Origin of the sequence: Mixta tenebrionis, from assembly GCF_006517625.1 — a bacterium.
Lineage (GTDB): Bacteria > Pseudomonadota > Gammaproteobacteria > Enterobacterales > Enterobacteriaceae > Mixta > Mixta tenebrionis.
Map to the genome: position 1 here is coordinate 55,483 of NZ_VHQI01000011.1, position 25,858 is coordinate 81,340.

Below are 25,858 nucleotides of genomic sequence, written 5' to 3' on the forward strand. Positions count from 1 at the left end.
CGTCGGAGTCGTTGTACGCATGATGGCGGCCGGATAGGCTTTCGAAGCCGCGTTTTGCGCCGACAGCATTAGCTGAAGCGGTGGAAAACAGGACCAGCGTTATCACACAGCATCATCTATCTTATTGGACGCTATTATGACCAGCTTGCTTGCCGCCTCTGACGCTGTCCAGGGGCGCTGTCTGTTACCGAATAACGCTGTATCTGGCGGCAAAATGGATGGAGGATGTAATGATCGAACGTAGCCTGAGCGAGGGAGACGCTGGCGCGCCGCCTGCACGCCCCACGCTGCGTAAATCGCTGCAGCGTATCCATTTGATCATCATCATCGTTTCGATGACCATCTCCGGCATCTCGCTTTCCACGCTTTCGCTGATCGCGCTGCGTAACTATGCGGAAAACAATCTGGAGCTGCTCGCCTCGACGCTTAGTTTTACCGTACAGCCGTCGGTGCTCAGGAACGACGCACAAACCGTGCGCGAGGCGCTGGCGGAAATCGGCAGACGCGGCAGTTTTGCCTACGGACGCGTCTACAACCGCCGTGGCGAACTGCTGGCAAGCTGGCATGCTTCGCCGCGGCAGCGACAAAATGGCGTCGAACGTCTGATTACGCGCTGGCTTTTCCCGGCGCCGGTTAGCGTGCCGGTGATCCATGCCGGAGAGGCGATTGGGCGCATCTGGCTGATCGGCGACGCCTGCAACGTGATTGAGTACCTGTACAAAACTTTTGCCTGGCTGGCGGCCAGCCTGATGATGACCGCCACGCTCGCCTCGCTGCTGTCGCGACGTATGCATGCCGGAATATTGCAGGCGTTGCAGAGCATTACCTCGGTGACGCGCGATGTACGGCAGCGCCGCGCTTTCGCACAGCGGGTGCCCGCCGCGCAGATTGCCGAACTGGATGCGCTGAGCCACGATTTCAACAGCCTGCTGCAGGAGCTGGAGGAGTGGCAGCACAGTATTAAACAGGAGCACGCCAGCCTGGCGCATCAGGCCAGCCACGATGCGCTGAGCGGCCTGCCCAACCGTATCGCTTTCGAGCGCGCGCTGGAACGCGCTTTCGCCGACGGCGATCGCCGTCAAAAGCTGGCGCTGCTGTTTATCGATGGCGATCGTTTTAAAGAGATCAATGATACCTGGGGTCACGCCGCCGGCGACGCTATTATTACCGCGACGGCGCGACGGCTGCGCGCGCAGGTGAGAAAAACGGATATGGTGGCGCGGCTGGGCGGCGATGAGTTCGCCATTCTGCTGCATGATATCAGCGAACCGGAGCAGGTTGCGCGCGTGGTGCGGCATCTGATGCGCGCGATGAAAGAGCCGCTAATTTTGCCGGATGGTCAGCCGATCGTCTGGTCGCTAAGCATCGGTATCGCGCTGGGTAAAAGCGCGCGCTCGGCGGAGGGGCTGCTGGCTCAGGCCGATGCCGCCATGTATCACATCAAGATGCTGGGCGGCGGCTGGTATCTGTCGCCGCTCAGGCAGAGCCAGGCGCAGGCTGAACCGGCCTGACGCTTACCCGCTTACCGGACAGCAAACGCCGGTAGTGCGCTGGGTAAAGCTGCCCATATTCTCAACGCGGGGAAAGCTGACCGGGCGCTGGCGCAGCGCGTTCTGCCGCCGCATGCTGTGGCGATAGGCCGTTGGCGTCTGAGAGAACTGACGACGGAAAACGCGCGAAAAAGTCTGTTGTGAATCAAAGCCATACTGCATGGCGATATCAAATACCGGGCGTTGGGTCATTGTGAGCGCTTCGGCCGCCAGGGTCAGGCGACGTTCACGAATGTAGCTGCCCAACGTCTGTTTCGTTACGGTACGGAACATACGTTGCAGGTGCCACTTGGAGTAGCCAGCTTTGGCTGCGACTTCGTCGATAGAAAGGTTCTTGTCCAGATTCCGATCAATCCAGTCAGTCAGAGAATGAATAATATCGTTATGCATCATGACTACGTCCTTTGATGAGATTTTGCGCTTTGCGGGTTGATGGTGGGGAAGTATAATTCCTCAAGTTAACTTGAGGTAAAGCGCAAAATGAAAAAAAACTCCTATCCCAAACCGATGCTGACGCCGGGGGAAGTGGCGAAGCGTAGCGGCGTGGCCGTTTCGGCGCTGCACTTCTATGAATCGAAGGGGCTGATTACCAGTACGCGTAACGCCGGCAATCAGCGACGCTACAACCGTGACGTGCTGCGCCGGGTGGCGATTATTAAAATCGCCCAGCGCATCGGTATTCCGCTCTCTACGGTCAGCGAAAACCTGGCGCATATGCCCGGCGATAAGCGTATTTCCACTAAAGCGTGGGAGGCGTTGACCGAGCAGTGGCGGCAGGAGCTGACCAGGCGAATTGAAACCCTGACCCATCTGCGCGACGACCTCGACGGCTGCATCGGCTGCGGCTGCTTATCGATGCGCGACTGCCCGCTGCGCAATCCCGGCGATAAGCTGGCGCAGGAGGGCACCGGCGCTATCCTGCTCGATCCTCACCGCGATGAGGAGTAGCCGCTATACTGGAGGCTGACGCCTCGTTGCCGGAGCCTTGTATGATTGTGGTCCACCATCTGAACAATTCCCGCTCTCAGCGCATTCTCTGGCTGCTGGAGGAGCTGGCGCTGCCGTATGAAATCAGGCGCTACCAGCGTCAGGCGTCGATGCTGGCGCCTGAGGCGCTGAAAAAAGTGCATCCTTTGGGAAAAGCGCCGGTTATCACCGACGGCGATCGGGTAGTGGCCGAGTCGGGCGCTATTCTGGAATATCTTGCCGAACGTTATGACCCACAGCGTCTGCTGCTGCCGCAGGATGAAGCGGCGAAACTGGAGAACCGCTACTGGCTGCACTATGCGGAGGGATCGCTGATGCCGCTGGTGGTGATGCGTCTGATCTTTAGCCGTCTGGGCAAGCCGCCGGTGCCCTGGCTGCTGCGTCCGATCGGCGCGGCATTGGGCAACGGCGTACGTAAGGGCTTTATTGATAAACAGCTGGCGACGCACCGTCAGTTTATTGAGCAACATCTGGCAAACCGCCCGTGGTTTTCCGGCGAGCGGCTATCGCTGGCGGATATTCAGATGAGTTTTCCCGTGCAGGGGCTGGCGGCGCGCGGCGGGCTGCATGAGATGCCCGCTACTCAGGCGTGGCTGGATAAGATTACCCGTCGCCCTGCCTGGCAACGCGCTGTACAGCAGGGCGGCGAGTTGAATCTGGCGGACTCCGCTAGCTGATCCCCTTCCTCCGACGCCTCTACTCGCGAATTATCCTGAATCAAGGGTAAAGAGCAGTTGAAAATCTGTTAGCAAAGACAGGATAATCGTTTGCCTTTTTACAGGTCGCTATTCGGCCCTTTTTCGCGCGGCGAGGTAAACGTTTGCTTTTTTTCATTGGCGTAGAGCGAACCTTTTCACGCTGGTCTTTCCAGGGATCAAGACAACGCAGCGTTACGCCGCGTCGCGCAGGCCGCCATCCACAATAACGAGGTTTTTCATGTCGACTCCATCACAACCCGCGCGTCGCTCGCTCGACGCCTGGTTTCAGATCTCCGCGCGCGGCAGCAGCGTGCGCCAGGAGATTATCGCTGGCCTGACCACCTTTCTGGCGATGGTCTATTCCGTTATCGTCGTGCCGGGAATGTTGGGCAAAGCTGGTTTTCCACCTGCGGCGGTATTTGTTTCAACCTGCCTGGTAGCCAGCGTTGGCTCGATCATTATGGGGCTGTGGGCTAACCTGCCGATGGCGATTGGCTGTGCGATTTCGCTTACCGCCTTTACCGCCTTCAGTCTGGTGTTGGGGCAGCAGATCAGCATTCCGGTAGCGCTGGGCGCGGTATTCCTGATGGGCGTGCTGTTTACGCTGATTTCCGCCACCGGCATTCGCGCCTGGATCCTGCGTAACCTGCCGATGGGCGTGGCGCACGGCACCGGTATCGGTATCGGTCTGTTTCTGCTGCTGATCGCCTCTGACGGCGTGGGTCTGGTAGTAAAAAATCCGGCGGCGGGCCTGCCGGTAGCGCTGGGCCACTTTACCTCTTTTCCGGTCATCATGTCCCTGCTGGGGCTGGCGGCGATTTTCGGTCTGGAAAAACGCCGCGTGCCGGGCGGCATCCTGCTGACGATTATCGTCATTTCGCTGATTGGCCTGGCGGTGGATCCGGCGGTCAGCTTTAAAGGGCTGTTTGCGATGCCGAGCCTGAATGATGCTAACGGCCAGTCGTTGCTGTTCAGCCTGGATATCGGCGGCGCGCTGCAGGCTGCGGTGCTGCCCAGCGTGCTGGCGCTGGTAATGACGGCGGTGTTTGACGCCACCGGCACCATTCGCGCGGTGGCGGGGCAGGCTAACCTGCTGGATAAAGACGGGCAGATCATCAGCGGCGGCAAGGCGCTGACTACCGACTCCGTCAGCAGCATTTTCGCCGGCCTGGTGGGCGCCTCGCCTGCGGCGGTTTATATTGAATCGGCGGCCGGAACGGCGGCGGGCGGTAAAACCGGCCTGACGGCGATCGTTGTCGGTCTGCTGTTCTTACTGATTCTGTTTATGTCGCCGCTGGCTTATTTAGTGCCAGCCTATGCGACAGCGCCGGCGCTGATGTATGTCGGCCTGCTGATGCTGAGCAACGTGGCGAAAATCGACTTTAACGATTTTGTCGATGCGATGTCGGGGCTGCTGACGGCGGTCTTTATCGTGCTGACCTGTAATATCGTTACCGGTATTATGTTCGGTTTCGGTTCGCTGGTTATTGGCCGCCTGTTCGCCGGCGAATGGCGCAGGCTGAACGTCGGTACCGTGATTATCGCCGTGGCGCTGGTGGTGTTTTACGCCGGCGGTTGGGCGCTGTAACCGCATTGGGCGCGGCAGCATAATGCCGCGCCTGCCGCCGCGCTCCCGTGGCATTTCCTGCCTTCCGCTTGATAAACAGAGAATCATCCTGAAGCTTCCGCGATCGCACGCCTTGTTTTTAACAGATTTAGCGTTTTGTTTTACACTGCGGAGGGGCAACCCAGGGTAATCGACTCATAACGCCTGTTGGAAGAGGCTATAAGGAAAGCATGGAAATCTTTTTTACTATTCTCATTATGACGCTGGTGGTGTCGCTATCCGGTGTCGCCGCACGCATTATTCCGTTCCAGATTCCGCTGCCGCTGGTGCAAATCGCTGCGGGAGCATTGCTTGCCTGGCCGACTTTCGGCCTGCATGTCGACTTCGATCCGGAACTGTTTTTGGTCCTGTTTATTCCGCCGCTGCTGTTTGCGGACGGCTGGAAAACGCCGGTTAATGAATTCCTGCATCACGGACGAGAAATTATCGGCCTCGCGCTGGTGCTGGTGTTGATTACCGTGGTGGGCATCGGTTACCTGATTTACTGGATGGTGCCGGGCATTCCGCTGGTGCCGGCCTTTGCCTTGGCGGCGGTGCTGTCGCCTACCGATGCCGTGGCGCTGTCGGGCATCGTCGGCGAAGGACGCATCCCGAAAAAAATCATGTCTATTCTGCAGGGCGAAGCGTTGATGAACGACGCCTCCGGTCTGGTATCGCTGAAATTTGCCGTGGCGGTGGCGATGGGGACGATGGTATTTACCGTGTCCGGCGCCACGGTGGAGTTTTTCAAAGTGGCCATCGGCGGCCTGCTGGCCGGCGCTGCGGTCTGCTGGCTGTTCGGTAAATCGCTGCGTCTCTTCAGCCGCCTGAGCGGCGACGATCCCGCCACGCAAACCGTGCTGCTGCTGCTGCTGCCGTTCGCCTCTTATCTGATTGCCGAGCATCTGGGCGTATCGGGCATTCTGGCAGCGGTCGCCGCCGGCATGATGATTACCCGCTCCGGCATTATGCGCCGTGCGCCGCTGGCGATGCGCCTGCGCGCCAACAGCGTCTGGCAGATGCTGGAGTTTGTGTTTAACGGCATGGTGTTCCTGATGCTGGGCCTGCAGCTGCCGGGCATTCTGGAAACGTCGATTACCGAAGCGAACGCCGATCCGAACGTGCAGCTGTGGATGCTGTTTACCGATATCCTGCTGGTTTACGCCGCGTTGATGGTGGTGCGTTTCGGCTGGCTGTGGACGATGCAGCGCTTCAGCAAACGCTTCCTCGCGAAAAAGCCGATGGAGTTTGGCAACTACAGCACGCGCGAGCTGCTGGTAGCCTCTTTTGCCGGCGTGCGCGGGGCGATTACGCTGGCGGGCGTGCTGTCTATTCCGCTGTTTCTGCCCAACGGCGATGCGTTTCCTGGGCGCTATGAGCTGGTGTTCCTGGCGACCGGCGTGATCCTGTTCTCGCTGCTGGTGGGCGTTATCCTGCTGCCGATGCTGCTGCGCGGCGTTGGCGGCGTTGATAAGAGCAGCGATCGCCGTGAGTTGCAGCAGGCGCGGGCGATGATGGCGGGCGTGGCGATCGAAAGCCTCTATAAGATGGAAGAGCGCCTGACGCATGATACGGAAGAGAACATCGATAACGAGCTGCTGAAAGAGGTAAGTTCGCGCGTGATCGGCAACCTGCGCCGCCGCGCCGATGGGCAAAGCGATCTGGAGAACGCGCATATCGCCGAGGATCTGGAGCGCCGTTTCCGCCTTACCGCGCTGCGCGCTGAACGCGCCGAGCTTTATCACCTGCGGGCAACGCAGCAGATCAGCAATGAGACCATGCAGAAGCTGCTGCGCGATCTCGATCTGATGGAAGCGCTGCTGGTAGAAAAAGACGATCACTAACCTTCAACGTCATCACGGGCGGCCCAGGCCGCCCGTTTTTTTATACCGACAGCTTCGGCGCCTCGTCCGGCCAGAAGGCGCGGCAGCAGTCAATCCAGGCCTGGGCGCTGCGGGAAAGATAGCTCCCCTCGCGCCAGATTAACCCCAGCGTCCAGGTTAAATCAGACTCCAGCGGCAGCCACAGCAGCGAATGGCGATCCAGCCGCTGACAGATCGGCTCCGGCAAAATCGCTACGCCCATTCCCGCCTGGACCATCGCGGCGAGAAAATCCCACTGGCCGCTGCGCACCGCAATCTGCGGCGCCAGGCCGGCGCGCTGGAACGCCTGCTTTAACTGGCGGTTCAGGGAGAATTCCTCATTAAAAATCAGCAGCGGATGTTGAGCCACCTCCGCCAGCGAGATGCTTTTGCGCGTGCGCCAGGGCGTAGCGTGCGGCACCAGCACGCAGAGCGGATGACGCATCAGCGTCAGCGTATTCAGCGGCAGCGACGCATCTACCGGTAGCGCGGTTAAGGCGAGATCGAGGCTGCCGGACAGCAGCGCCTCCTGTACCGCCAGGCCGCCCGCCTCGACAATTTTCAGCGCAATGCCGGGATAGCGCTGGCGGAAGGCGGAAACGGAGCCGGCGATCTGCATACCCACCATCGGCGGCACGCCAAGGCGCAGCTCGCCGGTTTTAAGCTGATTGATATCTGCGATTTCCATCTCCAGCTGTTTGAATTCCTGCAAAATAAGCTGGCCGCGCTGGTAGACCACTTCGCCGCTGTCGGTCAGATGCAGTCGACGTCCCTCGCGCAGCAGTAGCGTACAGCCCAGCTCCTCCTCCAGGTGACGCAGCATTTTGCTGATGGTCGGCTGGGTGACGAACAGGGCTTCCGCCGCGCGGGTAAAGCTTTGCTGCCGTACCACCTCCACAAAATAACGTAGCGCCCGAACGTCCATAAATCATTCCAATAGTGAATAGTTCGAATAATATTAATTCATTTTTTTCACCCTTTCACCGCGCCGTATAATGACAGCCGTCATAGACAGAGCAGGAGAAGCGAATTATGGCGGTTGCAATAAGCCCGCAACGCACGGGTTGGCTACAGCGTTTGCAGGTGCCGTTACAGGTGGGAATTTATATCGTTCTGTTTATTTTCGCCCAGCAGCTGGTGAGCTGGCTGCATTTGCCGCTGCCGGCCAATATCGTCGGTATGCTGTTGATGCTGGCGCTGATTATGCTGCGCATTGTGCCGCTGCAGTGGGTTAAAGCCGGCGGCAACTGGCTGCTGGCCGAGATGCTGCTGTTCTTCGTCCCGGCGGTAGTGGCGGTGGTGAACTATGGCGATCTGCTGAAGGTGGAAGGCTGGCGCATTTGCGTGGTGATCGCCCTCAGCACGATAATGGTTTTAGGCGCTACGGCGCTGGTGGTTGATCGCTTTTACCGGCTGGAAATGCGGCTGGCGCAGCGTAAGCAGGCGCGCCATGATTGATCTTATACTGAGCCTGCTCTGTTTTATCGCCACGCTCTGCATCTATTTTCTTAATAAACGGCTTTACCGGCGCTGGCGCAAGCTGGTGCTGATGCCGCTGGTGTTGACGCCGCTGGTGCTGGTAGCCATGCTGCTGATCGCCCATATTTCGTGGCAGGACTATATCGGTGAAAGCCACTGGCTGATCTGGCTGCTTGGCCCGGCGACGCTGGCCTTTGCCGTGCCGGTGTATGAAAACCTGGCGATTATTCGTCGCCACTGGCTGTCGCTGACGGCAGGAGTGGTGACCGCGACGCTGGTAGCGGTATGTAGCTCAGTCTGGCTGGCGCGGCTGCTGGCGCTGCCGGAAGTGATCCAGCGCAGCCTGGCGGTACGCTCGATTACTACGCCGTTTGCGCTGGCGGCGGCCTCGCAGGTCGGCGGGCAGCCCGATCTGGTGGCGCTGTTTGTGGTTATCACCGGCGTTTTTGGCATGGCGACAGGCGACGTGCTGTTTCTGCGCCTGGCGGTGAAAGCCGGGGTGGCGAAGGGCGCGGGTTTTGGCGCCGCTTCCCACGGCGCCGGCACGGCGCGGGCTTATGAAATCGGTCAGCAGGAGGGCGTCGTCTCCAGTCTGGTAATGATGCTGTCAGGCGTGTTAACCGTGGTCGCCGCGCCGTTAATCAGCCAGCTGATGTGGGCCGCTGGCTAAGCGTCAGAAAAAAGGCCGCATCAGCGGCCTTTGTCCATCACCATCATTAATGCGCTTTCCCCCGATCGATACCGACACCGGTTTGTGAGCGCACAAACTGCGCGCGGAACAGCTGGCGCTCCTGCGCGCCCTGTGCCGAGCTATCGGTAATCGAGAAAAACCAGGTGCCGATAAAGGCTACCAGCATTGAGAACAGCGCCGGGTACTCATAGGGGAAAACCGGCGCGGCGTGGCCCAGCACCTGTACCCATACCGTCGGCCCCAGGATCATCAGCAGCACCGCCGTCAGCAGGCCCAGCCAGCCGCCGGTCATCGCGCCGCGCGTGGTCAGCTTCGCCCAGTACATCGACAGCAGGATGATCGGGAAGTTACAGCTGGCGGCGATGGAGAAGGCCAGCCCGACCATAAAGGCGATATTCTGTTTCTCAAACAGAATGCCCAGCGCAATCGCCACCACGCCCAGCGCCAGTACGGTAATTTTCGATACCCGCAGCTCTTCACGTTCGGTCGCCTGACCTTTGCGTACCACGCTGGCGTAAAGATCGTGCGATACGGCGGAGGCGCCCGCCAGCGTCAGCCCGGCGACGACCGCCAGAATGGTGGCGAAGGCGACCGCGGAGATAAAGCCGAGGAAGGTACTGCCGCCTACCGCGTTCGCCAGATGCACCGCCGCCATATTATTGCCGCCGATCAGCGCGCCGGTGGCATCCTTAAATGCCGGGTTGGCGCCCACCAGCAGAATCGCGCCGAAGCCGATAATAAAGGTGAGGATATAAAAATAGCCCATAAAGCCGGTAGCCCAGAATACGCTTTTCCGCGCCTCGCGGGCATCGCTGACGGTAAAGAAGCGCATCAGAATATGCGGCAGGCCGGCGGTGCCGAACATCAGCCCCAGCCCCAGCGACAGGGCGGATATCGGATCGTTAACCAGCCCGCCAGGACGCATAATCGCCGCGCCTTTCGGATGCACCGCCATCGCCTCGGTAAACAGCGAATTAAAGCTAAAGCCGACGGTCTTCATTACCATCACCGCCATAAAAGTCGCGCCGAACAGCAGCAGCACCGCTTTGATAATCTGTACCCAGGTGGTGGCCAGCATGCCGCCGAACAGCACGTAGAGCACCATCAGGATGCCGACCATCACCACGGCGACGTGATAATCCAGGCCGAACAGCAGCTGAATCAGTTTGCCGGCGCCGACCATCTGCGCAATCAGGTAAAGCGCTACCACCACCAGCGAACCGCAGGCGGAAAGCGTGCGGATCGGCTTCTGCTGTAAACGGTAAGAGGCGACGTCGGCAAAGGTGTAGCGCCCCAGGTTACGCAGCCGCTCGGCGATTAAAAACAGGATAATCGGCCAGCCGACCAGAAAGCCCAGCGAATAGATCAGACCGTCGTAGCCGGAGGTATAGACCAGCGCGGAGATGCCGAGAAACGAGGCGGCGGACATAAAATCGCCGGCCATCGCCAGCCCGTTCTGAAAACCGGTAATATTGCCGCCGGCGGTATAGTAATCGCTGCGCGAGCGGGTACGTTTAGAAGCCCACCAGGTAATGCCCAGCGTTGCGGCGACGAATATCAGAAACATGATAATCGCCTGATAGTTGGTGCTCTGTTTTTGCACCGCGCCGCTAATGGCGTCAGCGGCCAGCAGCGGCAGAGGCAGCAGCAGGGCGCCCGCCGTGGCAAAGCGTTTCAACACGCGCATTATTTCACCTCATCAATGATCTGTTTGGTCAAACGATCGAACTCGCCGTTGGCGCGCCAGACATAGACGCCGGTCAGCAAAAAGGAGATCACAATCAGACCGATGCCGACAGGAATACCGCGCGTGACGTTGGTGCCTTCATGCAGCGGGGCGCCCAGCCAGCCGGGGGCGAAAGCGATGAGTAAAATAAAGCCGACGTACAGGATTAACATGATGATGGAGAGGATCAGCGCGAAACGCTGGCGCTTATGCACCAGCTGTTTAAAGCGCGCGCTCTTCTCTATCCGGGCGTAGATAGCGTCGTTCATTACAGCGTCTCCAGGGTATCAAAGGCTGCAGCAACCTTTTGGGGGATCTTATAGGGTTTTGACGTCTGTTTTACCGGCTGGCGCAGGGCCAGCCGTGCCGCTTGTTGCTCAGGGTAGACGGCGTATGCCGTTGACGGGTTATGGCATGGTGATGCCCTGTTTCTCCTCCAGCAGTTTTTCCACCACGCCCGGATCGGCCAGCGTTGAGGTATCCCCCAGGTTGCTGGTGTCGCCGGCGGCGATTTTGCGCAGGATGCGGCGCATAATTTTGCCGGAGCGCGTTTTCGGCAGGGAGTCGGTCCAGTGCAGCACATCCGGCGTGGCGATTGGCCCGATCTCCTTGCGTACCCAGCCGCGCACTTCGGCATAGAGTTCCGGCGTGGGTTCTTCGCCGTGGTTCAGCGTAATGTAGGCGTAGATCGCCTGGCCCTTGATGCTGTGGGGAATGCCCACCACCGCCGCCTCGGCGATTTTTGCATGGGAAACCAGCGCGGATTCAATTTCGGCGGTGCCCAGACGATGGCCGGAGACATTCAGCACGTCATCCACGCGCCCGGTGATCCAGTAGTCGCCATCTTCGTCGCGTCGTGCGCCGTCGCCGCTGAAGTACATATTTTTAAAGGTGGAGAAGTAGGTTTGCTCAAAGCGATCGTGATCGCCGAACAGCGTGCGCGCCTGGCCAGGCCAGGAATCGACAATTACCAGGTTGCCTTCGCAGGCGCCTTCCTGACAGGTGCCTTCGTTATCCACCAGCGCCGGCTGGACGCCAAAGAAAGGTTTAGTGGCCGAGCCCGCTTTCAGTTCGGTAGCGCCGGGCAGGGGAGCGATCATGAAGCCGCCGGTTTCGGTTTGCCACCAGGTATCGACAATCGGGCAGCGGCCGTTGCCGATCTTCTGGTAATACCATTCCCAGGCTTCCGGGTTAATCGGCTCGCCTACCGAACCCATAATGCGCAGCGAGGCGCGGCTGGTGCCGGCAACCGCCTTATCGCCTTCCGCCATCAGAGCGCGAATTGCGGTGGGCGCGGTATACAGCAGCGTCACCTTATGCTTATCCACCACTTCCGCCATGCGGCTTGGCTGCGGCCAGTTCGGCACGCCTTCAAACATCAGCGTGGTGGCGCCGCAGGCCAGCGGGCCATACAGCAGATAGCTGTGCCCGGTGATCCAGCCGACGTCGGCGGTACACCAGTAAATGTCGTTGGGGTGGTAATCAAAAACATATTTAAATGTGGCGGCGGCGTAAACCAGATAGCCGCCGGTGGTATGCAGCACGCCTTTTGGCTTGCCGGTAGAGCCGGAGGTATAAAGAATAAACAGCGGATCTTCCGCGTTCATCTCTTCCGGCTGATGGTGCGCGCAGGCGCTGTTCATGCGCTCATGCCACCAGCTGTCGCGGCCGTGTTGCCAGCCGATCTCGCTACCGGTGCGTTTCAGCACGATCACCTGCTCAACGCTGGTCACGCCAGGATTTTTTAATGCTTCATCAATATTTTTTTTCAGCGGAATGGCGCGGCCAGCGCGAATGCCTTCATCGGCCGTCACCACCAGTCTGGCGCTGGAATCGATAATACGTCCGGCCACCGCCTCCGGCGAAAAGCCGCCGAAAATAACAGAGTGGATCGCGCCGACGCGGGCGCAGGCCAGCATTGCTATTGCCGCCTCCGGCACCATCGGCATATAAATCGCCACCACGTCGCCTTTTTTGATCTCCAGCTCTTTCAGCACATTGGCGAAACGGCATACTTCGCGATGCAGGGCGCGGTAGGTCAATGTTTTGCTTTCGCTGGCGTCGTCGCCTTCCCAAATAATCGCCGGATGATCGCCGCGCTCGTGCAGATGGCGGTCAAGACAGTTTGCCGCCAGGTTCAGCGTGCCGTCTTCATACCAGCGGATATTGATATTGCCGGGGGCGAAAGAGGTGTTTTTCACCCTGGTGTAGGGTTTAATCCAGTCCAGAATTTTGCCCTGCTCGCCCCAGAAAGCGTCAGGATCCTGTACTGATTGTTGATACATCGCCTGATACTGCTCTGCGTTTATCAGGGCGCTTTCCGCAATAGCGGCGGGAATCGGGTGTTTGAATAGTTGGCTCATGGCTGATCTCCTTGGATATGTTAATGATATGTCAAACAAAGGTTAATAACAGCGGGGAGCTGCGCTTTGTTTCCTTTTTGCGCGACAGATCACGTGATTACCCGTTGCGGTAGAACAAGCTGCTTTTTTTAACAGCCAGGGGTGGGCGTTTTATTTTTCAGTTTTCAATAAAGTGTAGGTAAGCGGGGAAGAAGTTGTTGAAAAAAACAGCAAACGGTTTGTGGTCCTTATTGCATAGCTATGCCAAAAGCGTCAGCTATATTACTTTTTAGAACATAGAGTTAGTGAATTGATAACCTGAAGGAATTTATCGCGCCATAGCTCAACCTGACGAAAGAGATAGCGGCAAAGGTTGCTTTTCGCCCATTGATAATGGTACTTATCAAATGCCCTTTTCCGGGCGTTACCATCAATAACCCTCGATTTTACCGGACTTTGTCCATTTCCCTTAAGTGTGTAAATGTCCGCTATCTCACTGCGGTAACAGGGTTTGTTAAGGAAATGAAACACTATGAAAGGTTTTAAAATCAGCCTTGCCTGGCAGATACTGATTGCATTGGTGCTGGGTGTCATCGTTGGTGCGATTTTGCATAATCAGCCTGGGGATCGTGAATGGTTAATCACCAATATCCTCTCGCCTGCCGGTGATATCTTTATTCATCTGATTAAGATGATTGTTGTGCCTATCGTAATCTCCACTCTGGTGGTGGGTATCGCTGGCGTGGGCGACGCAAAGAAGCTTGGACGAATCGGCGTCAAAACAATTGTGTACTTTGAAGTGATTACCACCATTGCCATCGTGGTAGGGATTACCCTGGCGAACGTTTTCCAGCCTGGCACCGGCATTGATATGTCGACGCTGGCAACGGTGGATATCTCTAAATATGAAGCGACTACCGAACAGGTACAGAGCGGGGCGCACAGTCTGGTGCTGACCATTCTGTCGCTGATCCCGCAGAATATTTTCGCGGCGTTCGCCAAAGGCGATATGCTGCCGATTATCTTCTTCTCGGTGCTGTTTGGTCTGGGGCTCTCTTCACTGCCGTCGGAACATCGCGATCCGCTGGTGAAAGTGTTCCGTTCCGTTTCAGAAACCATGTTTAAAGTGACGCATATGATCATGCGCTATGCGCCGATCGGCGTCTTTGCGCTGATCTCCGTGACCATTGCGAACTTTGGTTTTGCCTCGCTGTGGCCGCTGGCGAAACTGGTGCTGCTGGTATATGCCGCCATCCTGTTCTTCGCTTTCGTGGTGTTGGGCGCGGTGGCGCGCTTCTGTAAGCTGAAAATCACCACGCTGATGCGCATCCTGAAGGATGAGCTGATCCTCTCCTACTCTACCTCCAGCTCTGAAACGGTGCTGCCGCGTATTATGGAGAAGATGGAAGCCTACGGCGCGCCGAAGGCGATCACCAGCTTCGTGGTGCCGACCGGCTACTCGTTTAACCTCGATGGCTCCACGCTTTATCAGAGCATCGCGGCGATCTTTATTGCGCAGCTGTACGGCATCGATCTCTCGCTGACCGATGAGATCGTGCTGGTGCTGACGCTGATGGTGACCTCGAAGGGTATCGCCGGCGTGCCGGGCGTCTCCTTTGTGGTGCTGCTGGCGACGCTGGGCAGCGTCGGCATTCCGCTGGAAGGCCTGGCGTTTATCGCCGGCGTCGACCGTATCATGGATATGGCGCGTACCGCGCTGAACGTGGTAGGCAACGCGCTGGCGGTGCTGGTTATCGCCAAATGGGAAGATCAGTTTGACGATCTGCAGGCGGAGAAATATGAGCGGCAGATGCTGCATCCGCGCTCCGCTCACTAAGTCGTTTTATCTTGTCATGCCGCCTTCGGGCGGCATTTTTTTTGCCCGCGTCGCTATATCTTCGCCAGCTGGCGCCGGTTTCTGCGGCTTAAGTGGTTTAACTCTGGCGGCAAGTTGCTCATTATAAGGCGCCGGGCGAACGATGCGCCCACCATGGGTAACAGCACTATTCAGGAGTAGCGATGAGTCTCGATCTGTCACGTATGATCACCGAAAGCCGCAATCCGGCCAGCGAAAATATCGATGAGCTGACCACGGAAGCGATGCTGCGGGTTATCAACAATGAAGATAAAAAAGTGGCCCTGGCGGTCGAGGCCATCGTGCCGCAAATCGCCAGCGCGGTAGAGGCTATCAGCGCCGCCTTTCAACAGGGCGGACGGCTGATTTACAGCGGAGCCGGTACTTCCGGGCGGCTGGGCGTGCTGGATGCCAGCGAATGCCCGCCCACCTTCGGTACGCCGCGCGAGCAGGTGGTGGCATTAATCGCCGGCGGACAGCGCGCCATACTGCAGGCGGTAGAAAACGCGGAAGATAAAGCGGAAATGGGAGCGGCTGATTTGCAGGATATCGGTTTTAGCGCCCGCGACGTGCTGGTGGGCATCGCCGCCAGCGGACGCACGCCCTATGTGCTGGGGGCGCTGGGCTATGCGCGGCAACAGGGAGCGACTACCGTAGCGCTGAGCTGCAATCCTGACAGCGAAATGGCGCGCGTGGCGCATATCGCCTTAACGCCGGTAGTGGGACCGGAAGTGATAACCGGCTCCTCGCGCCTGAAGGCCGGAACGGCGCAGAAGCTGGTGCTCAATATGCTGACCACCGGGGCGATGATCCGCAGCGGTAAAGTGTTCGGCAATTTGATGGTGGATGTTGAGGCGACCAACCAGAAGCTGGTGCAGCGTCAGATCAATATTGTTCGTCAGGCGACCGACTGCGGCGCAGAAGAGGCGCAGGCGGCGCTGGCGGCCTGCAACGGTCATTGTAAAACCGCTATTTTAATGGTGCTGGGCCAGCTTTCCGCGCCGGAGGCGACCCGGCTTTTGACTCAGCATCAGGGGTTTATCCGCCAGGCGCTGCGTCAGGCCGCCAGGCCACAACGTTAATCCGCGCGGCAGCCGCCAGCGGCAGAGGAACGCCAGCAGCAGGCCGTTGCGATAAGCCGCAGACGGCCTTTTTATCATGGCGCCATATGCAGCTGGCGGGGCGTTTCTTTTTATCATCAACATTCTGAGCTTACTTTTTATCTATCCTGAATAAAAATTTACCGTTCAGCGTTAAGTCGCAGACGCGCTAAAACGCGTTGTGCTGCCGGCCCGAAGGCAGAGAATTGCGATCTCCCTCGAAATAATCCGCTTTTTTAGCGCTAAAGATCCTGGCGCAGGGTGCCGAAAATATAAAAAAACGTAATCTATTCGCCGCGACTGGCTGCATACTCCGTTCAAGGATTATTTCATGCGTAACAATCAACCCGTCACCCAACAGGAGTTTGCGTTCAGCGATGATGCGACCCTGATGTCAACGACCGACCTTAACAGCTATATAACCTATGCCAATGACGCCTTTATCGATGTCAGCGGCTTTACGCCACAGGAGATCGCCGGTCAGCCGCATAATCTGGTACGCCATCCCGATATGCCGCCGGAAGCCTTTGCCGATATGTGGGCGACGTTGAAGCAGGGGCTGCCCTGGTCAGCGCTGGTTAAGAATCGACGTAAAAACGGCGATCACTATTGGGTGCGCGCCAATACCATTCCGGTAATGCGTAACGGCGCCATTCACGGCTATATGTCGGTACGCACCCGTCCTGAAGCTGCAGAAATCGATGCGGCGGAGCGGCTTTATGCTGACTTTCGCGCCGGGCGGCAAAAGGGGCGCAAGCTGCATCGCGGGCTGCTGGTTTACAGCGGCTGGCGGCGCTGGCGCTCGGCAGGTAAAACCATGCCGCTGCGCTGGCGTATTCGCGCCGCGCTGTTGACGCTGCTGCCGCTCAGCATCGGCGGCGTCTGGGCGCTGGGGGTGGATGCCGGCGTGCTGGGCCTGTTCAGCGCCGGTATGTCCAGCCTGCTGTTGCTGACGGGCCTTTGGCTGGAGCAGCAGATTGCGCGCCCGCTTGAACGCGTCTGCCAGCAGGCGCTGAACGTCGCTACCGGCAGTTGTCATAAGGTGGAACCGCTCGATCGCGTCGATGAAATCGGTATGACGCTGCGCGCTATCGGCCAGCTGGGGTTGATGTTCCGCTGGCTGGTGGATGATGTCAGCGGGCAGGCGGTAAACGTGCTGGGCGCCAGCGACGCCATAGCGCGCGGCAACGATGAGCTCAGCCAGCAGACTGAACAGGCGGCGGCCAACGTACAGCAAACGGCCGCCACGATGAATGAGATGACCGCAACGGTAAAAAGCAATAAGCAGAGCGCGGATGAAGTCGATCGTCTTGCCGCCAGCACCAGCCAGGCGGCGCAAAAAGGCGGCGCGGCGATGCAGGAAATGGTTAGTATGATGGCGGATATCGCCGACAGTTCGCAGAAAATCGCTACCATTATCAGCGTGATCGACAGCATAGCTTTTCAGACCAATATCCTGGCGCTGAATGCGGCGGTTGAAGCCGCGCGGGCCGGCGAACAGGGGAAAGGGTTTGCCGTGGTTGCCGGAGAAGTGCGTAACCTGGCAAGCCGTAGCGCCAAAGCGGCCAGCGAAATCAAAGCGCTGGTGGAAACCAGCGTGCAGCGGGTGCAGGCGGGCGCCGGGCAGGTTAATCAGACCGGCAGCACCATGCAGGAGATTGTGGCACGCGTGCAGGATGTCTCGACGCTGATTGGTCAGATTAGCGCCGCAACGGCGGAGCAGGCCGCCGCATTGAGCGAGGTCAGTACCGCAGTCGAAAACCTGGATGATATTACCCATCACAACGCCGCGCGCGTGCAGGAGAGCGCTGAAGCTTCAGGACGCATGACGCGTCAGGCGACTCGCCTGGTAGAGGCGATTAGCGTTTTCCGTTAGCCAGCGGCGATTAGCGTTAGCCCTTACGCGTCGGCCCTGCCCGACGCATGCTGTTGTTTACCGCCCGTCGCCCGCTGCCTGGCGTGCCCGTACCTGGCCGATCGCTTTTCAACTACAGTTAATCTTTTGCGCCGCTGCGTCCGGGCGAACCAACACTAAGAGAGGAAGCGATGAGTCAGTTTTTCATGAATGCTAAAAGCGAACTGGTCAACGAAGCGATTGAAGGCGCGCTGCTGAGCACCCCCTGGCATAACCTCAGCTGGCTTGAGGTGGGCGACAACATTCGCGTCGTAGTGCGTAACGACTGGGATAAAAGCCGGGTGGCGCTGATTTCCGGCGGTGGTTCCGGGCATGAGCCTGCTCATGTCGGCTTTGTCGGCAAGGGCATGCTGACCGCTGCGGTCTGCGGTGACGTTTTCGCTTCGCCCAGCGTGGATGCGGTATTGAGCGCCATTATCAACGTTACCGGCGAGGCGGGCTGCCTGCTGATTGTGAAAAACTATACCGGCGATCGCCTTAACTTTGGCCTGGCGGCAGAGAAAGCGCGCGCGCTGGGCTACAAAGTTGAGCTGGCGATTGTGCAGGATGATATCGCTCTGCCGGAGAATCCGCAGCCGCGCGGCCTGGCGGGCACCGTGCTGATCCATAAGCTGGCGGGCTACTACGCCGAACAGGGTGCAACGCTGGAAGAGGTGGCGCGCCGTGCGCAACAGGCGATTGAAGCTACGGCCAGTATCGGTCTGGCGTTTTCCACCTGCCATATTCCCGGCGAAGCGCCGGATAACCGCGTAGCGGAAGGGGAAAGCGAGCTGGGGATGGGTATCCACGGCGAGCCGGGCGTCTCTACGCTAAAAACGCAGAACAGTCGTGAAATCGTAAAGATTATGACGGAAAAACTGGCGGAAAAGGTTGCTCAGGGGCAAAAGGCGCTGCTGTTAATCAATAACCTCGGCGGCTTCTCTGTGCTGGAGCTGGGCGTACTGTTACGTGAAACGTTGCGCACGCCGCTGGGCGAGCGCGTCAGCCACCTTATCGGCCCCGCAACGCTGGTCAGCTCGCTGGATATGAAAGGTTTTTCTCTGACGACGCTGCTGCTGGATGAAGAGCGGCTGCGGGCGCTTCAGGCGCCGGTTGAGGCGAGCGGCTGGCAGCCGGTACAGGCGCTGAGCGCGCCGAAAGTAATAAAGGGCGCGGCGATAGCGCGCCGGCAGGAAGCGACGCCTTCTGAAAATGCGGCGGCGCAGCGCGTGGTGATGACGGCTTGCCAGACATTAATCGATCTGGAAAGCGAGCTGAATAAGCTGGATGCTAAAGTCGGCGACGGCGATACCGGTTCCACCTTTGCCGCCGGCGCGCGTAAAATTTTGCAGGGCTGTCAGCAAAAGGCGCTGCCGTTGAATGAGCCTGCCCGCCTGTTAACGCTGATTGGTGAGCAGCTGGCGGTGGTGATGGGCGGTTCCAGCGGGGTGCTGATGTCGATTATGTTTACCGCCGCCGGACAGCAGCTGTCAGAGGGCAAGCCGCTGGCGCAGGCGCTGATGGCCGGGCTGGATCGCATGAAGCACTACGGCGGCGCGCGCGTTGGCGATCGTACCCTGATTGATGCGCTGGAGCCGGCGTTACAGCAGCTTATCGCAGGTAAAGGGCTGAGCGAGGCGGCGGCGGCGGCGGAAAAAGGCGCAGACGCGACGGCCAGCATGAGCGCCGCAAAAGCGGGCCGCTCCTCTTACCTTAACCAGCAGAGCCTTAACGGCGTCAAGGATCCGGGCGCTTACGCGGTAGAGCGCGTGTTCGCCGCGCTTAAATAGGCGCCGTCTTTTAACATCGCAATCGCCTGGCGGGAAAGCTGGCTACGCTGGGCGATATCACTCCGGCCGGGCAGGGGTAGCATCAACAGACATGCCCCGCGCTAACGGCACGCCGCTTTCAATATTAGCGATAGCGCTGCCCGTTCAACGCTTTTACTGTCGCGGTCAAATTCCAGATAAACGTTATCGTCATAGAAGCAAAGCAGCGCATCATCGCAGCCGCTTTCAAACAGCGCATCTTCCAGCCCTGGCGTGCTGGCGTTTACGCCGCTAAGGGTGAGGGTAAAATGATCAATCATCAGTTCCTCCTGATATTGGGCGCCATCTTCACCATATGATCTTGCGGCGAATCTGCCTGGCATGAAGCTCAGGCACGCGCGGTGCAGACCAGACGCTAATTTGATGTTCATGGTGTTCGGGTATGGCGCAAATCAACCTGCCAAAAGCGTGCCCGCGGGAAGGGCGGAAAAATCTCCGCTGTAGAAGGAATAATGTTAATTAATTTGTTCTGTTTTGTTTTCTTAAGCTGAATTTTTTGCATAAATGCTGTTACAATGCGCGTCATTGTTACCGGTAACAGTCTGGTTTTTTCCATTCGGGAAAACCCTGTATTTATCCCTAACTACAATAAATCCGAAACGATCAACTGTTGCGTCGTATGGTGACGCGCGCTAAGGCAATGTCATGTCGAAAGAAAAAACAAGCACCTCCAGAAGAGATTTTCTTCTGAAAACTATTACGCTGGCGCCCGCCGTCGCGATGGGCGGTAGCGGAATAGCAGCGCTGGGCCTCGGCAAGAGCGCCCAGGCGCAGGAAGATACGCCGCCAGCCGGGGCGCAAACCGCCAGAGATTATCAGCCAGCGTGGTTTTCAGCGGAAGAGTTCGCCTTTATTAAAGCGGCGGTCGCTCGGCTCATTCCAGCCGATGAACGAGGCCCAGGTGCGCTGGAAGCGGGCGTGCCGGAGTTTATCGATCGCCAAATGAATACGCCTTACGCCATCGGCAACAACTGGTATATGCAGGGGCCGTTCGATCCTGACGCGCCGAAAGAGCTGGGCTACCAGCTGCCGCTGGTGCCGCAGCAGATCTATCGTCTGGGTATTGCCGAAGCGGATGCCTGGGCGCAACAGCAGCACGGTAAAGCCTTTGCCGCGCTAGCGCCGGAGCAGCAGGATACGCTGCTGGGCGATTTCGAAAGCAATAAAGCCAGCTTTAAACAGCTACCGGCGAAAACCTTTTTCGCCTACCTGCTGCAAAACACCCGTGAGGGCTTTTTCTGCGATCCGCTGCACGGCGGCAATCAGCATATGGCGGGCTGGAAGCTGATCGGCTTTCCCGGCGCGCGCGCTGATTTTATGGACTGGGTGGAGCGCGGCGAGCGCTATCCCTTCCCGGCAGTATCGATTCGTGGAGAAAGAGCGTAAGCATGGCAAAGGTAATGAAAAAAGTGGATGCGGTGATCGTCGGCTTCGGCTGGGCCGGATCTATTATGGCGAAAGAGCTAACGGAAGCCGGCCTGCAGGTGGTGGCGCTGGAGCGCGGGCCGCGTCGCGATACTTACCCGGACGGCGCCTATCCGCAGGTCATCGATGAGCTGACCTACAACATACGCAAAAAGCTGTTCCAGGATCTGTCGAAAAGCACCGTCACTATTCGCCACAACGTCTCGCAGACCGCGCAGCCTTACCGCCAGCTGGCGGCATTTTTGCCCGGCACCGGCACCGGCGGCGCGGGCCTGCACTGGTCCGGCGTCCATTTCCGCGTCGATCCCATTGAGCTGCGGATGCGCAGCCACTATGAGGAGCGCTACGGCAAGAACTTTATCCCTGAAGGCATGACCATTCAGGTCTTCGGCGTGACCTATGACGAGCTGGAGCCGTTTTTCGCTAAGGCGGAGAAGGTGTTCGGCACCTCCGGCTCCGCCTGGAGTATCAGAGGCAAAATCGTCGGTCAGGGACGAGGCAACCCCTTTGCGCCGGATCGCTCGGATGATTTCCCGTTGCCGCCGCAAAAGCGCACCTATTCTGCCCAGCTGTTCGCCAAAGCCGCCGAGTCGGTGGGCTACCATCCTTACGATCTGCCTTCGGCCAACACCACCGGTCCCTATACCAACACCTATGGCGCGCAGATGGGGCCGTGCAACTTCTGCGGCTACTGCAGCGGCTACGCCTGCTATATGTATTCCAAAGCGTCGCCGAACGTGAATATCTGGCCTGCGCTGCGCCAGGAGCCGAAGTTCGAGCTGCGTGATAACTCGCACGTGCTGCGCGTTAACCTGACCGACGATAAACTACCGGCGTGACCTATGTGGATGCCCAGGGACGTCAGGTTGAGCAGCCAGCCGATCTGGTGATTCTCTCCGCCTTCCAGTTCCATAACGTTCATTTGATGCTGCTCTCCGGCATCGGCAAGCCCTACAACCCGATAACCAATGAAGGCGTAGTAGGGCGCAATTTCGCCTATCAGAATATCTCCACTATCAAGGCGTTTTTCGGCAAGGATGTGCATACCAATAACTTTATCGGCGCCGGCGGCGCGGGCGTCGGCGTGGATGATTTCAACGCCGATAATTTTGATCACGGCAAATATGGCTTTGTCGGCGGCTCGCCTTTCTGGGTTAACCAGGCAGGCGTGAAGCCGATCTCCGGCCTGCCGGTGCCGCAGGGCACGCCGGGCTGGGGCAGCAAATGGAAAGCGGCGGTGGCCGATCACTACACGCACCATGTCTCTATGGATGCGCACGGCGCGCATCAGTCCTACCGCAACAACTACCTCGATCTCGATCCTAACTATAAGGATGCTTATGGGCAGCCGCTGCTGCGTATGACTTTCGACTGGCAGGATAACGACATCAAAATGTCGCAGTTTATGCACCATCGGATGCATAAAATCGCCGTGGCGATGAATCCGAAAGAGATCATCGGCGCGCCGAAAACGCAGGGCGCTCATTTTGACACTACCGTTTATCAAACCACCCATATGAACGGCGGCGCCATTATGGGCGAAGATCCGCAAACCAGCGCGCTGAACCGCTATCTGCAAAGCTGGGACGTGCCCAACGTCTTTGTGCCGGGCGCCTCCGCCTTCCCGCAAGGGTTGGGCTATAACCCTACCGGCATGGTCGCCGCGCTCACTTACTGGTCAGCACAGGCGATTCGTGAACAGTATCTGAAAAATCCAGGGCCGCTGGTGCAGGCATAAGGACGATGGCGATGAAAAATCTATTACTGGCGTTCTGCCTGCTGGCGAGCGCTACCGGCGCGATTGCGGCTGACGAGCAGGCTGGCGATCTGATTAAGCGCGGTGAATATCTGGCGCGCGCCGGCGACTGTATCGCCTGCCACACCAGCAAGGATGGCAAGCCCTTTGCGGGCGGCCTGGCGATGGCGACGCCGATCGGCACCATCTACTCCACCAATATCACCCCGGATAAAGCGAGCGGTATCGGCGACTATAGCTACGATGATTTTCAGCAGGCGGTGCGTCACGGCGTGGCGAAAAACGGCGATACGCTCTATCCGGCGATGCCTTATCCCTCCTATGCGGTGGTAAGCGATGAGGATATGCAGGCGCTTTACGCCTACTTCATGCATGGCGTAGCGCCGGTAGCGGCGCAGAACCGGCAGAGCGATATTCCGTGGCCGCTTTCCATGCGCTGGCCGCTGGCGATCTGGCGTGGGATCTTCGCACCGGACGTCACCGCTTTTCAGCCGCGCAGCGGTGAAGATCGCGAGCTGGCGCGCGGGCGTTATCTGGTAGAAGGGCTGGGCCACTGCGGCGCCTGCCATACGCCGCGCAGCATCACCATGCAGGAAAAGGCGCTCAGCGATGACAAGGGCAGCGACTACCTTTCCGGCAGCAATGCGCCGATCGACGGCTGGACCGCCCGCAATCTGCGCGGCGATAACCGCGATGGTCTGGGGCGCTGGAGCGAAGAGGATCTGGTGCAGTTCCTGCGCACCGGACGCAATAACGATACCGCGGCCTTTGGCGGCATGACCGATGTGGTAGCGCACAGTCTGCAATATCTTGACGATAAGGATATCCGGGCGATTGCGCGCTATCTGAAATCGCTGGGGGCGAAGGATCCGGCGCAAACCGGCTTCCAGCCTGACGATACCGTCGCCCAGGCGCTGTGGAAAGGCGATGACGGTAAAGCGGGCGCGGCGGAGTATGTGGACAGCTGCGCCGCCTGCCACCGTACCGATGGCCGCGGCTATCAGCGCTTTTTCCCGGCGCTGCGCGGCAACCCGGTGGTATTGGCCGACGATGCCACTTCGCTGATCCACATCGTGCTGAGCGGCAGTACGCTGCCGGGTGTAAAGGATGCGCCGAGCAGCGTGGTGATGCCCGCCTTCGGCTGGCGCCTGAACGACAGTCAGGTGGCTGAGGTGGTGAACTTTATTCGCACCAGCTGGGGCAATAAGGCGCAGAAACCGGTAACGGCAGGCGAGGTTGCTAAAGTGCGTAAAGAGAGTTTTGTCGCGCGGCGGCAGGGCAGCGTCGACATTGAGCAGCTGCCGCAGGCGGCGCGCTGACCGCCGAAGCCAGGCGGCAAAGCGCTACGGCCCGCCGCTAACTAACGGCGGCGATGTTTAGCGCATCGCCGCCTTTTGCTGTCAGGAGAGGAAATCATCGCGCTGCGGGGTAAAGGTATCCAGCAGCACGCCCGCTTCCAGACAGACGCAGCCGTGAACCACGTCAGGTTTTTTATACAGCGTGTCGCCCGCGCCGACCTCATGCGTTTCGCCATCGATAGTAAAGGAGAAACGGCCCGACAGCACATAGGTTAGCTGTTCATGCGGATGATGGTGCAGCGGGCCGATGGCGCCCTTCTCAAAGGTCACCTCAACCGCCATCATGCCGCCGCCGTGCGCCAGAACGCGGCGCGTAACGCCTTCGCCTACGGTTTCCAGTTTGGTATCTTTTTTGAAAGTAAACATTCGCTTATCCGTTATTCTGCTGAGCTAAAAAATTATCGCTGATGGGCGCCCGCTGGTCTGCGTTATCGGCGATAAGCCTCGCCTGCCATACTATTTCCACATTCAGCCTTGTTTAAAAATGAAACGATGTTTCATAATTTGCGATAATAACCTGTTCGGCAAAGTTGCGGCATAGCCTCAACGGAAAATGTAAGGCGGATCACATAAATTTTTATGCCGCAAAAGAGTGTTGCCTGGCTCGCAAAACGCACTTTACAAAAAGGCATATCAAAGGAAATGTGAGTGTAGTCACAGCAAAATAGCCAGCCGATCTCTATAAGGAACGTCGAATCTTAATTTATGAAACGTTGTTTCATAATTATAAAGGGCGACCGTAGCGGTAGCAGCGGCGGTTGCGCCTGGATGAGTATGATGCAGGAAACGTGGGCGGGGAACTCTGAGTTCTGTCGGCCTGATAAACGCTAGGTAACGAAGAGGATAAATGATGAAAATTGCGTTGATGATGGAGAACAGCCAGGCGGCGAAAAATGCCATCGTGTTGAAAGAATTGCAGCAGGTCGCGAGCGGGCTGGATTACCCGGTATTCAACGTTGGCATGAGCGATGAACAGGATCATCATCTGACCTATATCCATCTGGGGATTATGGCCAGCATCCTGCTGAATTCTAAAGCGGTGGATTTTGTTGTTTCCGGCTGCGGCACCGGTCAGGGCGCGCTGATGTCGCTGAATATTCATCCTGGCGTAGTGTGCGGCTACTGTATCGATCCGGCGGATGCCTATCTGTTCGCGCAAATCAATAACGGCAATGCGCTGTCGCTGCCTTTTGCTAAGGGCTTTGGCTGGGGCGCCGAGCTGAACCTGCGCTTTATCTTTGAAAAAGCCTTCAGCGGCGTTAAAGGCCAGGGTTATCCGCCGGAACGTAAAGAACCGCAGGTGCGTAATGCCGGTATTCTGAACCAGGTGAAAGCGGCCGTGGTGAAAGAGAACTATCTGGATACGCTGCGCGCTATCGATCCTGAACTGGTGAAAACCGCCGTTAGCGGCGAGCGTTTCCAGCAGTGCTTCTTTGCAAACTGCCAGGATAAAGAGATCGAAAACTTTGTGCGCGAAGTGCTGGGCCAGGCTAAATAAGCCAGTTTCCGCTACTGCTAAGCGCGAGTCGCTCTTTAAAGCCAGCCCCAGGGGCTGGCTTTTGTTTATGCGCTGGCAGGAGACTGAGCCGTGTGCAGAGAGGCAAAACGGCGCTGCCGGCCCGCGCGCTCCCTTGCGCGGGACAGGTTGCCGTTCGTTGCTTCCTTCGGCTGAAGCGCTGCTGCCGGCTGCGCAGCCGGGG

General features: G+C 58.3%; 22 protein-coding genes and 1 pseudogene. 15 read left to right on the top strand and 8 right to left on the bottom strand.

Translation table 11 applies throughout. The features are described from left to right. Positions 1 to 230 precede the first annotated feature (230 nt). Positions 231 to 1,511 carry a diguanylate cyclase DgcN/YfiN gene (gene dgcN / locus FKM52_RS16690; RefSeq protein WP_141177289.1) on the top strand — a complete coding sequence of 427 codons (1,281 nt, stop codon included), beginning with the start codon at positions 231 to 233 and terminating at the stop codon, positions 1,509 to 1,511. A gap of 3 nt (positions 1,512 to 1,514) precedes the next feature. Here the strand turns inward: dgcN and soxS are convergent, their stop codons facing one another. Beyond that, a complete protein-coding gene (soxS, locus tag FKM52_RS16695) occupies positions 1,515 to 1,943 on the bottom strand; it encodes a superoxide response transcriptional regulator SoxS (RefSeq protein ID WP_141177290.1) in 429 nt (142 codons plus the stop codon). 87 nt (positions 1,944 to 2,030) lie between these two features. Between soxS and soxR the strand changes: the two genes are divergently transcribed. From soxR to FKM52_RS16715, 4 genes are all read left to right on the top strand, one after another. Continuing rightward, positions 2,031 to 2,498, top strand: a complete 468-nt coding sequence (gene soxR / locus FKM52_RS16700) for a redox-sensitive transcriptional activator SoxR (protein WP_141177291.1) — start codon at positions 2,031 to 2,033, stop codon at positions 2,496 to 2,498. A 41-nt stretch (positions 2,499 to 2,539) separates the two neighbouring features. After that, on the top strand, positions 2,540 to 3,214 hold the full coding sequence (locus FKM52_RS16705; protein ID WP_141177292.1) for a glutathione S-transferase family protein: 675 nt from the start codon (positions 2,540 to 2,542) through the stop codon (positions 3,212 to 3,214). 259 nt (positions 3,215 to 3,473) lie between these two features. Beyond that, on the top strand, positions 3,474 to 4,823 hold the full coding sequence (locus tag FKM52_RS16710) for an NCS2 family permease (RefSeq protein ID WP_141177293.1): 1,350 nt from the start codon (positions 3,474 to 3,476) through the stop codon (positions 4,821 to 4,823). Between the two features lie 209 nt (positions 4,824 to 5,032). Continuing rightward, the gene (locus FKM52_RS16715; RefSeq protein WP_141177294.1) at positions 5,033 to 6,685 is read left to right on the top strand and encodes a Na+/H+ antiporter; all 1,653 of its coding nucleotides are present in this window, start codon (positions 5,033 to 5,035) and stop codon (positions 6,683 to 6,685) included. A gap of 40 nt (positions 6,686 to 6,725) precedes the next feature. Here FKM52_RS16715 and FKM52_RS16720 read toward each other — a convergent pair whose 3' ends face one another. Then, a complete protein-coding gene (locus tag FKM52_RS16720) occupies positions 6,726 to 7,628 on the bottom strand; it encodes a LysR family transcriptional regulator (protein WP_141177295.1) in 903 nt (300 codons plus the stop codon). A gap of 107 nt (positions 7,629 to 7,735) precedes the next feature. Here FKM52_RS16720 and FKM52_RS16725 point away from each other — a divergent pair, with 107 nt between their 5' ends. Both FKM52_RS16725 and FKM52_RS16730 read left to right on the top strand, forming a co-directional pair. After that, complete coding sequence (locus FKM52_RS16725; RefSeq protein ID WP_141177296.1) at positions 7,736 to 8,161, top strand: CidA/LrgA family protein; 426 nt, start codon at positions 7,736 to 7,738, stop codon at positions 8,159 to 8,161. Next, on the top strand, positions 8,154 to 8,852 hold the full coding sequence (locus FKM52_RS16730) for an LrgB family protein (protein WP_141177297.1): 699 nt from the start codon (positions 8,154 to 8,156) through the stop codon (positions 8,850 to 8,852). The genes FKM52_RS16725 and FKM52_RS16730 overlap by 8 nt, the downstream gene beginning before the upstream one ends. 46 nt (positions 8,853 to 8,898) lie before the next feature. On the opposite strand, the gene actP is transcribed toward FKM52_RS16730, so the two are convergent. The 3 genes from actP to acs all read right to left on the bottom strand — a co-directional run bounded on the left by actP (position 8,899) and on the right by acs (position 12,962). Then, positions 8,899 to 10,560 (bottom strand): cation/acetate symporter ActP, encoded by a 1,662-nt coding sequence (gene actP / locus FKM52_RS16735; protein WP_141177298.1) that lies wholly within the window; start codon positions 10,558 to 10,560, stop codon positions 8,899 to 8,901. Further along, on the bottom strand, positions 10,560 to 10,868 hold the full coding sequence (locus FKM52_RS16740) for a DUF485 domain-containing protein (protein WP_141177299.1): 309 nt from the start codon (positions 10,866 to 10,868) through the stop codon (positions 10,560 to 10,562). Before FKM52_RS16740 ends, actP begins: the two co-directional genes overlap by 1 nt. Positions 10,869 to 11,006: 138 nt before the next feature. Further along, positions 11,007 to 12,962: an acetate--CoA ligase gene (acs, locus tag FKM52_RS16745; protein WP_141177300.1), complete on the bottom strand. Its 1,956-nt coding sequence runs from the start codon at positions 12,960 to 12,962 to the stop codon at positions 11,007 to 11,009. Between the two features lie 511 nt (positions 12,963 to 13,473). Between acs and gltP the strand changes: the two genes are divergently transcribed. The 4 genes from gltP to FKM52_RS16765 all read left to right on the top strand — a co-directional run bounded on the left by gltP (position 13,474) and on the right by FKM52_RS16765 (position 19,580). After that, a complete protein-coding gene (gene gltP / locus FKM52_RS16750) occupies positions 13,474 to 14,778 on the top strand; it encodes a glutamate/aspartate:proton symporter GltP (RefSeq protein ID WP_141177301.1) in 1,305 nt (434 codons plus the stop codon). Positions 14,779 to 14,960: 182 nt separating this feature from the next. Further along, on the top strand, positions 14,961 to 15,878 hold the full coding sequence (murQ, locus tag FKM52_RS16755) for an N-acetylmuramic acid 6-phosphate etherase (RefSeq protein WP_141177302.1): 918 nt from the start codon (positions 14,961 to 14,963) through the stop codon (positions 15,876 to 15,878). 349 nt (positions 15,879 to 16,227) lie between these two features. After that, positions 16,228 to 17,772, top strand: a complete 1,545-nt coding sequence (locus tag FKM52_RS16760; RefSeq protein WP_141177303.1) for a methyl-accepting chemotaxis protein — start codon at positions 16,228 to 16,230, stop codon at positions 17,770 to 17,772. Between the two features lie 170 nt (positions 17,773 to 17,942). Continuing rightward, positions 17,943 to 19,580: a dihydroxyacetone kinase subunit DhaK gene (locus FKM52_RS16765; protein ID WP_141177304.1), complete on the top strand. Its 1,638-nt coding sequence runs from the start codon at positions 17,943 to 17,945 to the stop codon at positions 19,578 to 19,580. A gap of 101 nt (positions 19,581 to 19,681) precedes the next feature. On the opposite strand, the gene FKM52_RS16770 is transcribed toward FKM52_RS16765, so the two are convergent. Next, positions 19,682 to 19,879, bottom strand: coding sequence for a hypothetical protein (locus tag FKM52_RS16770; RefSeq protein WP_141177305.1), 198 nt, complete (start codon positions 19,877 to 19,879; stop codon positions 19,682 to 19,684). 107 nt (positions 19,880 to 19,986) lie between these two features. Then, the gene (locus FKM52_RS16775; protein WP_141177306.1) at positions 19,987 to 20,175 is read right to left on the bottom strand and encodes a hypothetical protein; all 189 of its coding nucleotides are present in this window, start codon (positions 20,173 to 20,175) and stop codon (positions 19,987 to 19,989) included. Between the two features lie 89 nt (positions 20,176 to 20,264). On the opposite strand from FKM52_RS16775, the gene FKM52_RS16780 reads away from it, so the two are divergent. The 3 genes and pseudogenes from FKM52_RS16780 (at position 20,265) to FKM52_RS16790 (ending at position 24,119) form a co-directional block, all read left to right on the top strand. Then, positions 20,265 to 21,005 (top strand): gluconate 2-dehydrogenase subunit 3 family protein, encoded by a 741-nt coding sequence (locus FKM52_RS16780; protein ID WP_141177307.1) that lies wholly within the window; start codon positions 20,265 to 20,267, stop codon positions 21,003 to 21,005. 2 nt (positions 21,006 to 21,007) lie between these two features. Further along, a pseudogene (locus tag FKM52_RS16785) lies at positions 21,008 to 22,782 on the top strand (GMC family oxidoreductase). 11 nt (positions 22,783 to 22,793) lie between these two features. Then, a complete protein-coding gene (locus FKM52_RS16790) occupies positions 22,794 to 24,119 on the top strand; it encodes a c-type cytochrome (RefSeq protein WP_141177308.1) in 1,326 nt (441 codons plus the stop codon). 81 nt (positions 24,120 to 24,200) lie between these two features. Here FKM52_RS16790 and FKM52_RS16795 read toward each other — a convergent pair whose 3' ends face one another. Further along, on the bottom strand, positions 24,201 to 24,524 hold the full coding sequence (locus FKM52_RS16795) for a cupin domain-containing protein (RefSeq protein ID WP_141177309.1): 324 nt from the start codon (positions 24,522 to 24,524) through the stop codon (positions 24,201 to 24,203). A gap of 484 nt (positions 24,525 to 25,008) precedes the next feature. Between FKM52_RS16795 and FKM52_RS16800 the strand changes: the two genes are divergently transcribed. Further along, positions 25,009 to 25,656, top strand: coding sequence for an RpiB/LacA/LacB family sugar-phosphate isomerase (locus FKM52_RS16800; RefSeq protein WP_141177361.1), 648 nt, complete (start codon positions 25,009 to 25,011; stop codon positions 25,654 to 25,656). The last annotated feature ends 202 nt before the right edge of the window (positions 25,657 to 25,858 follow it).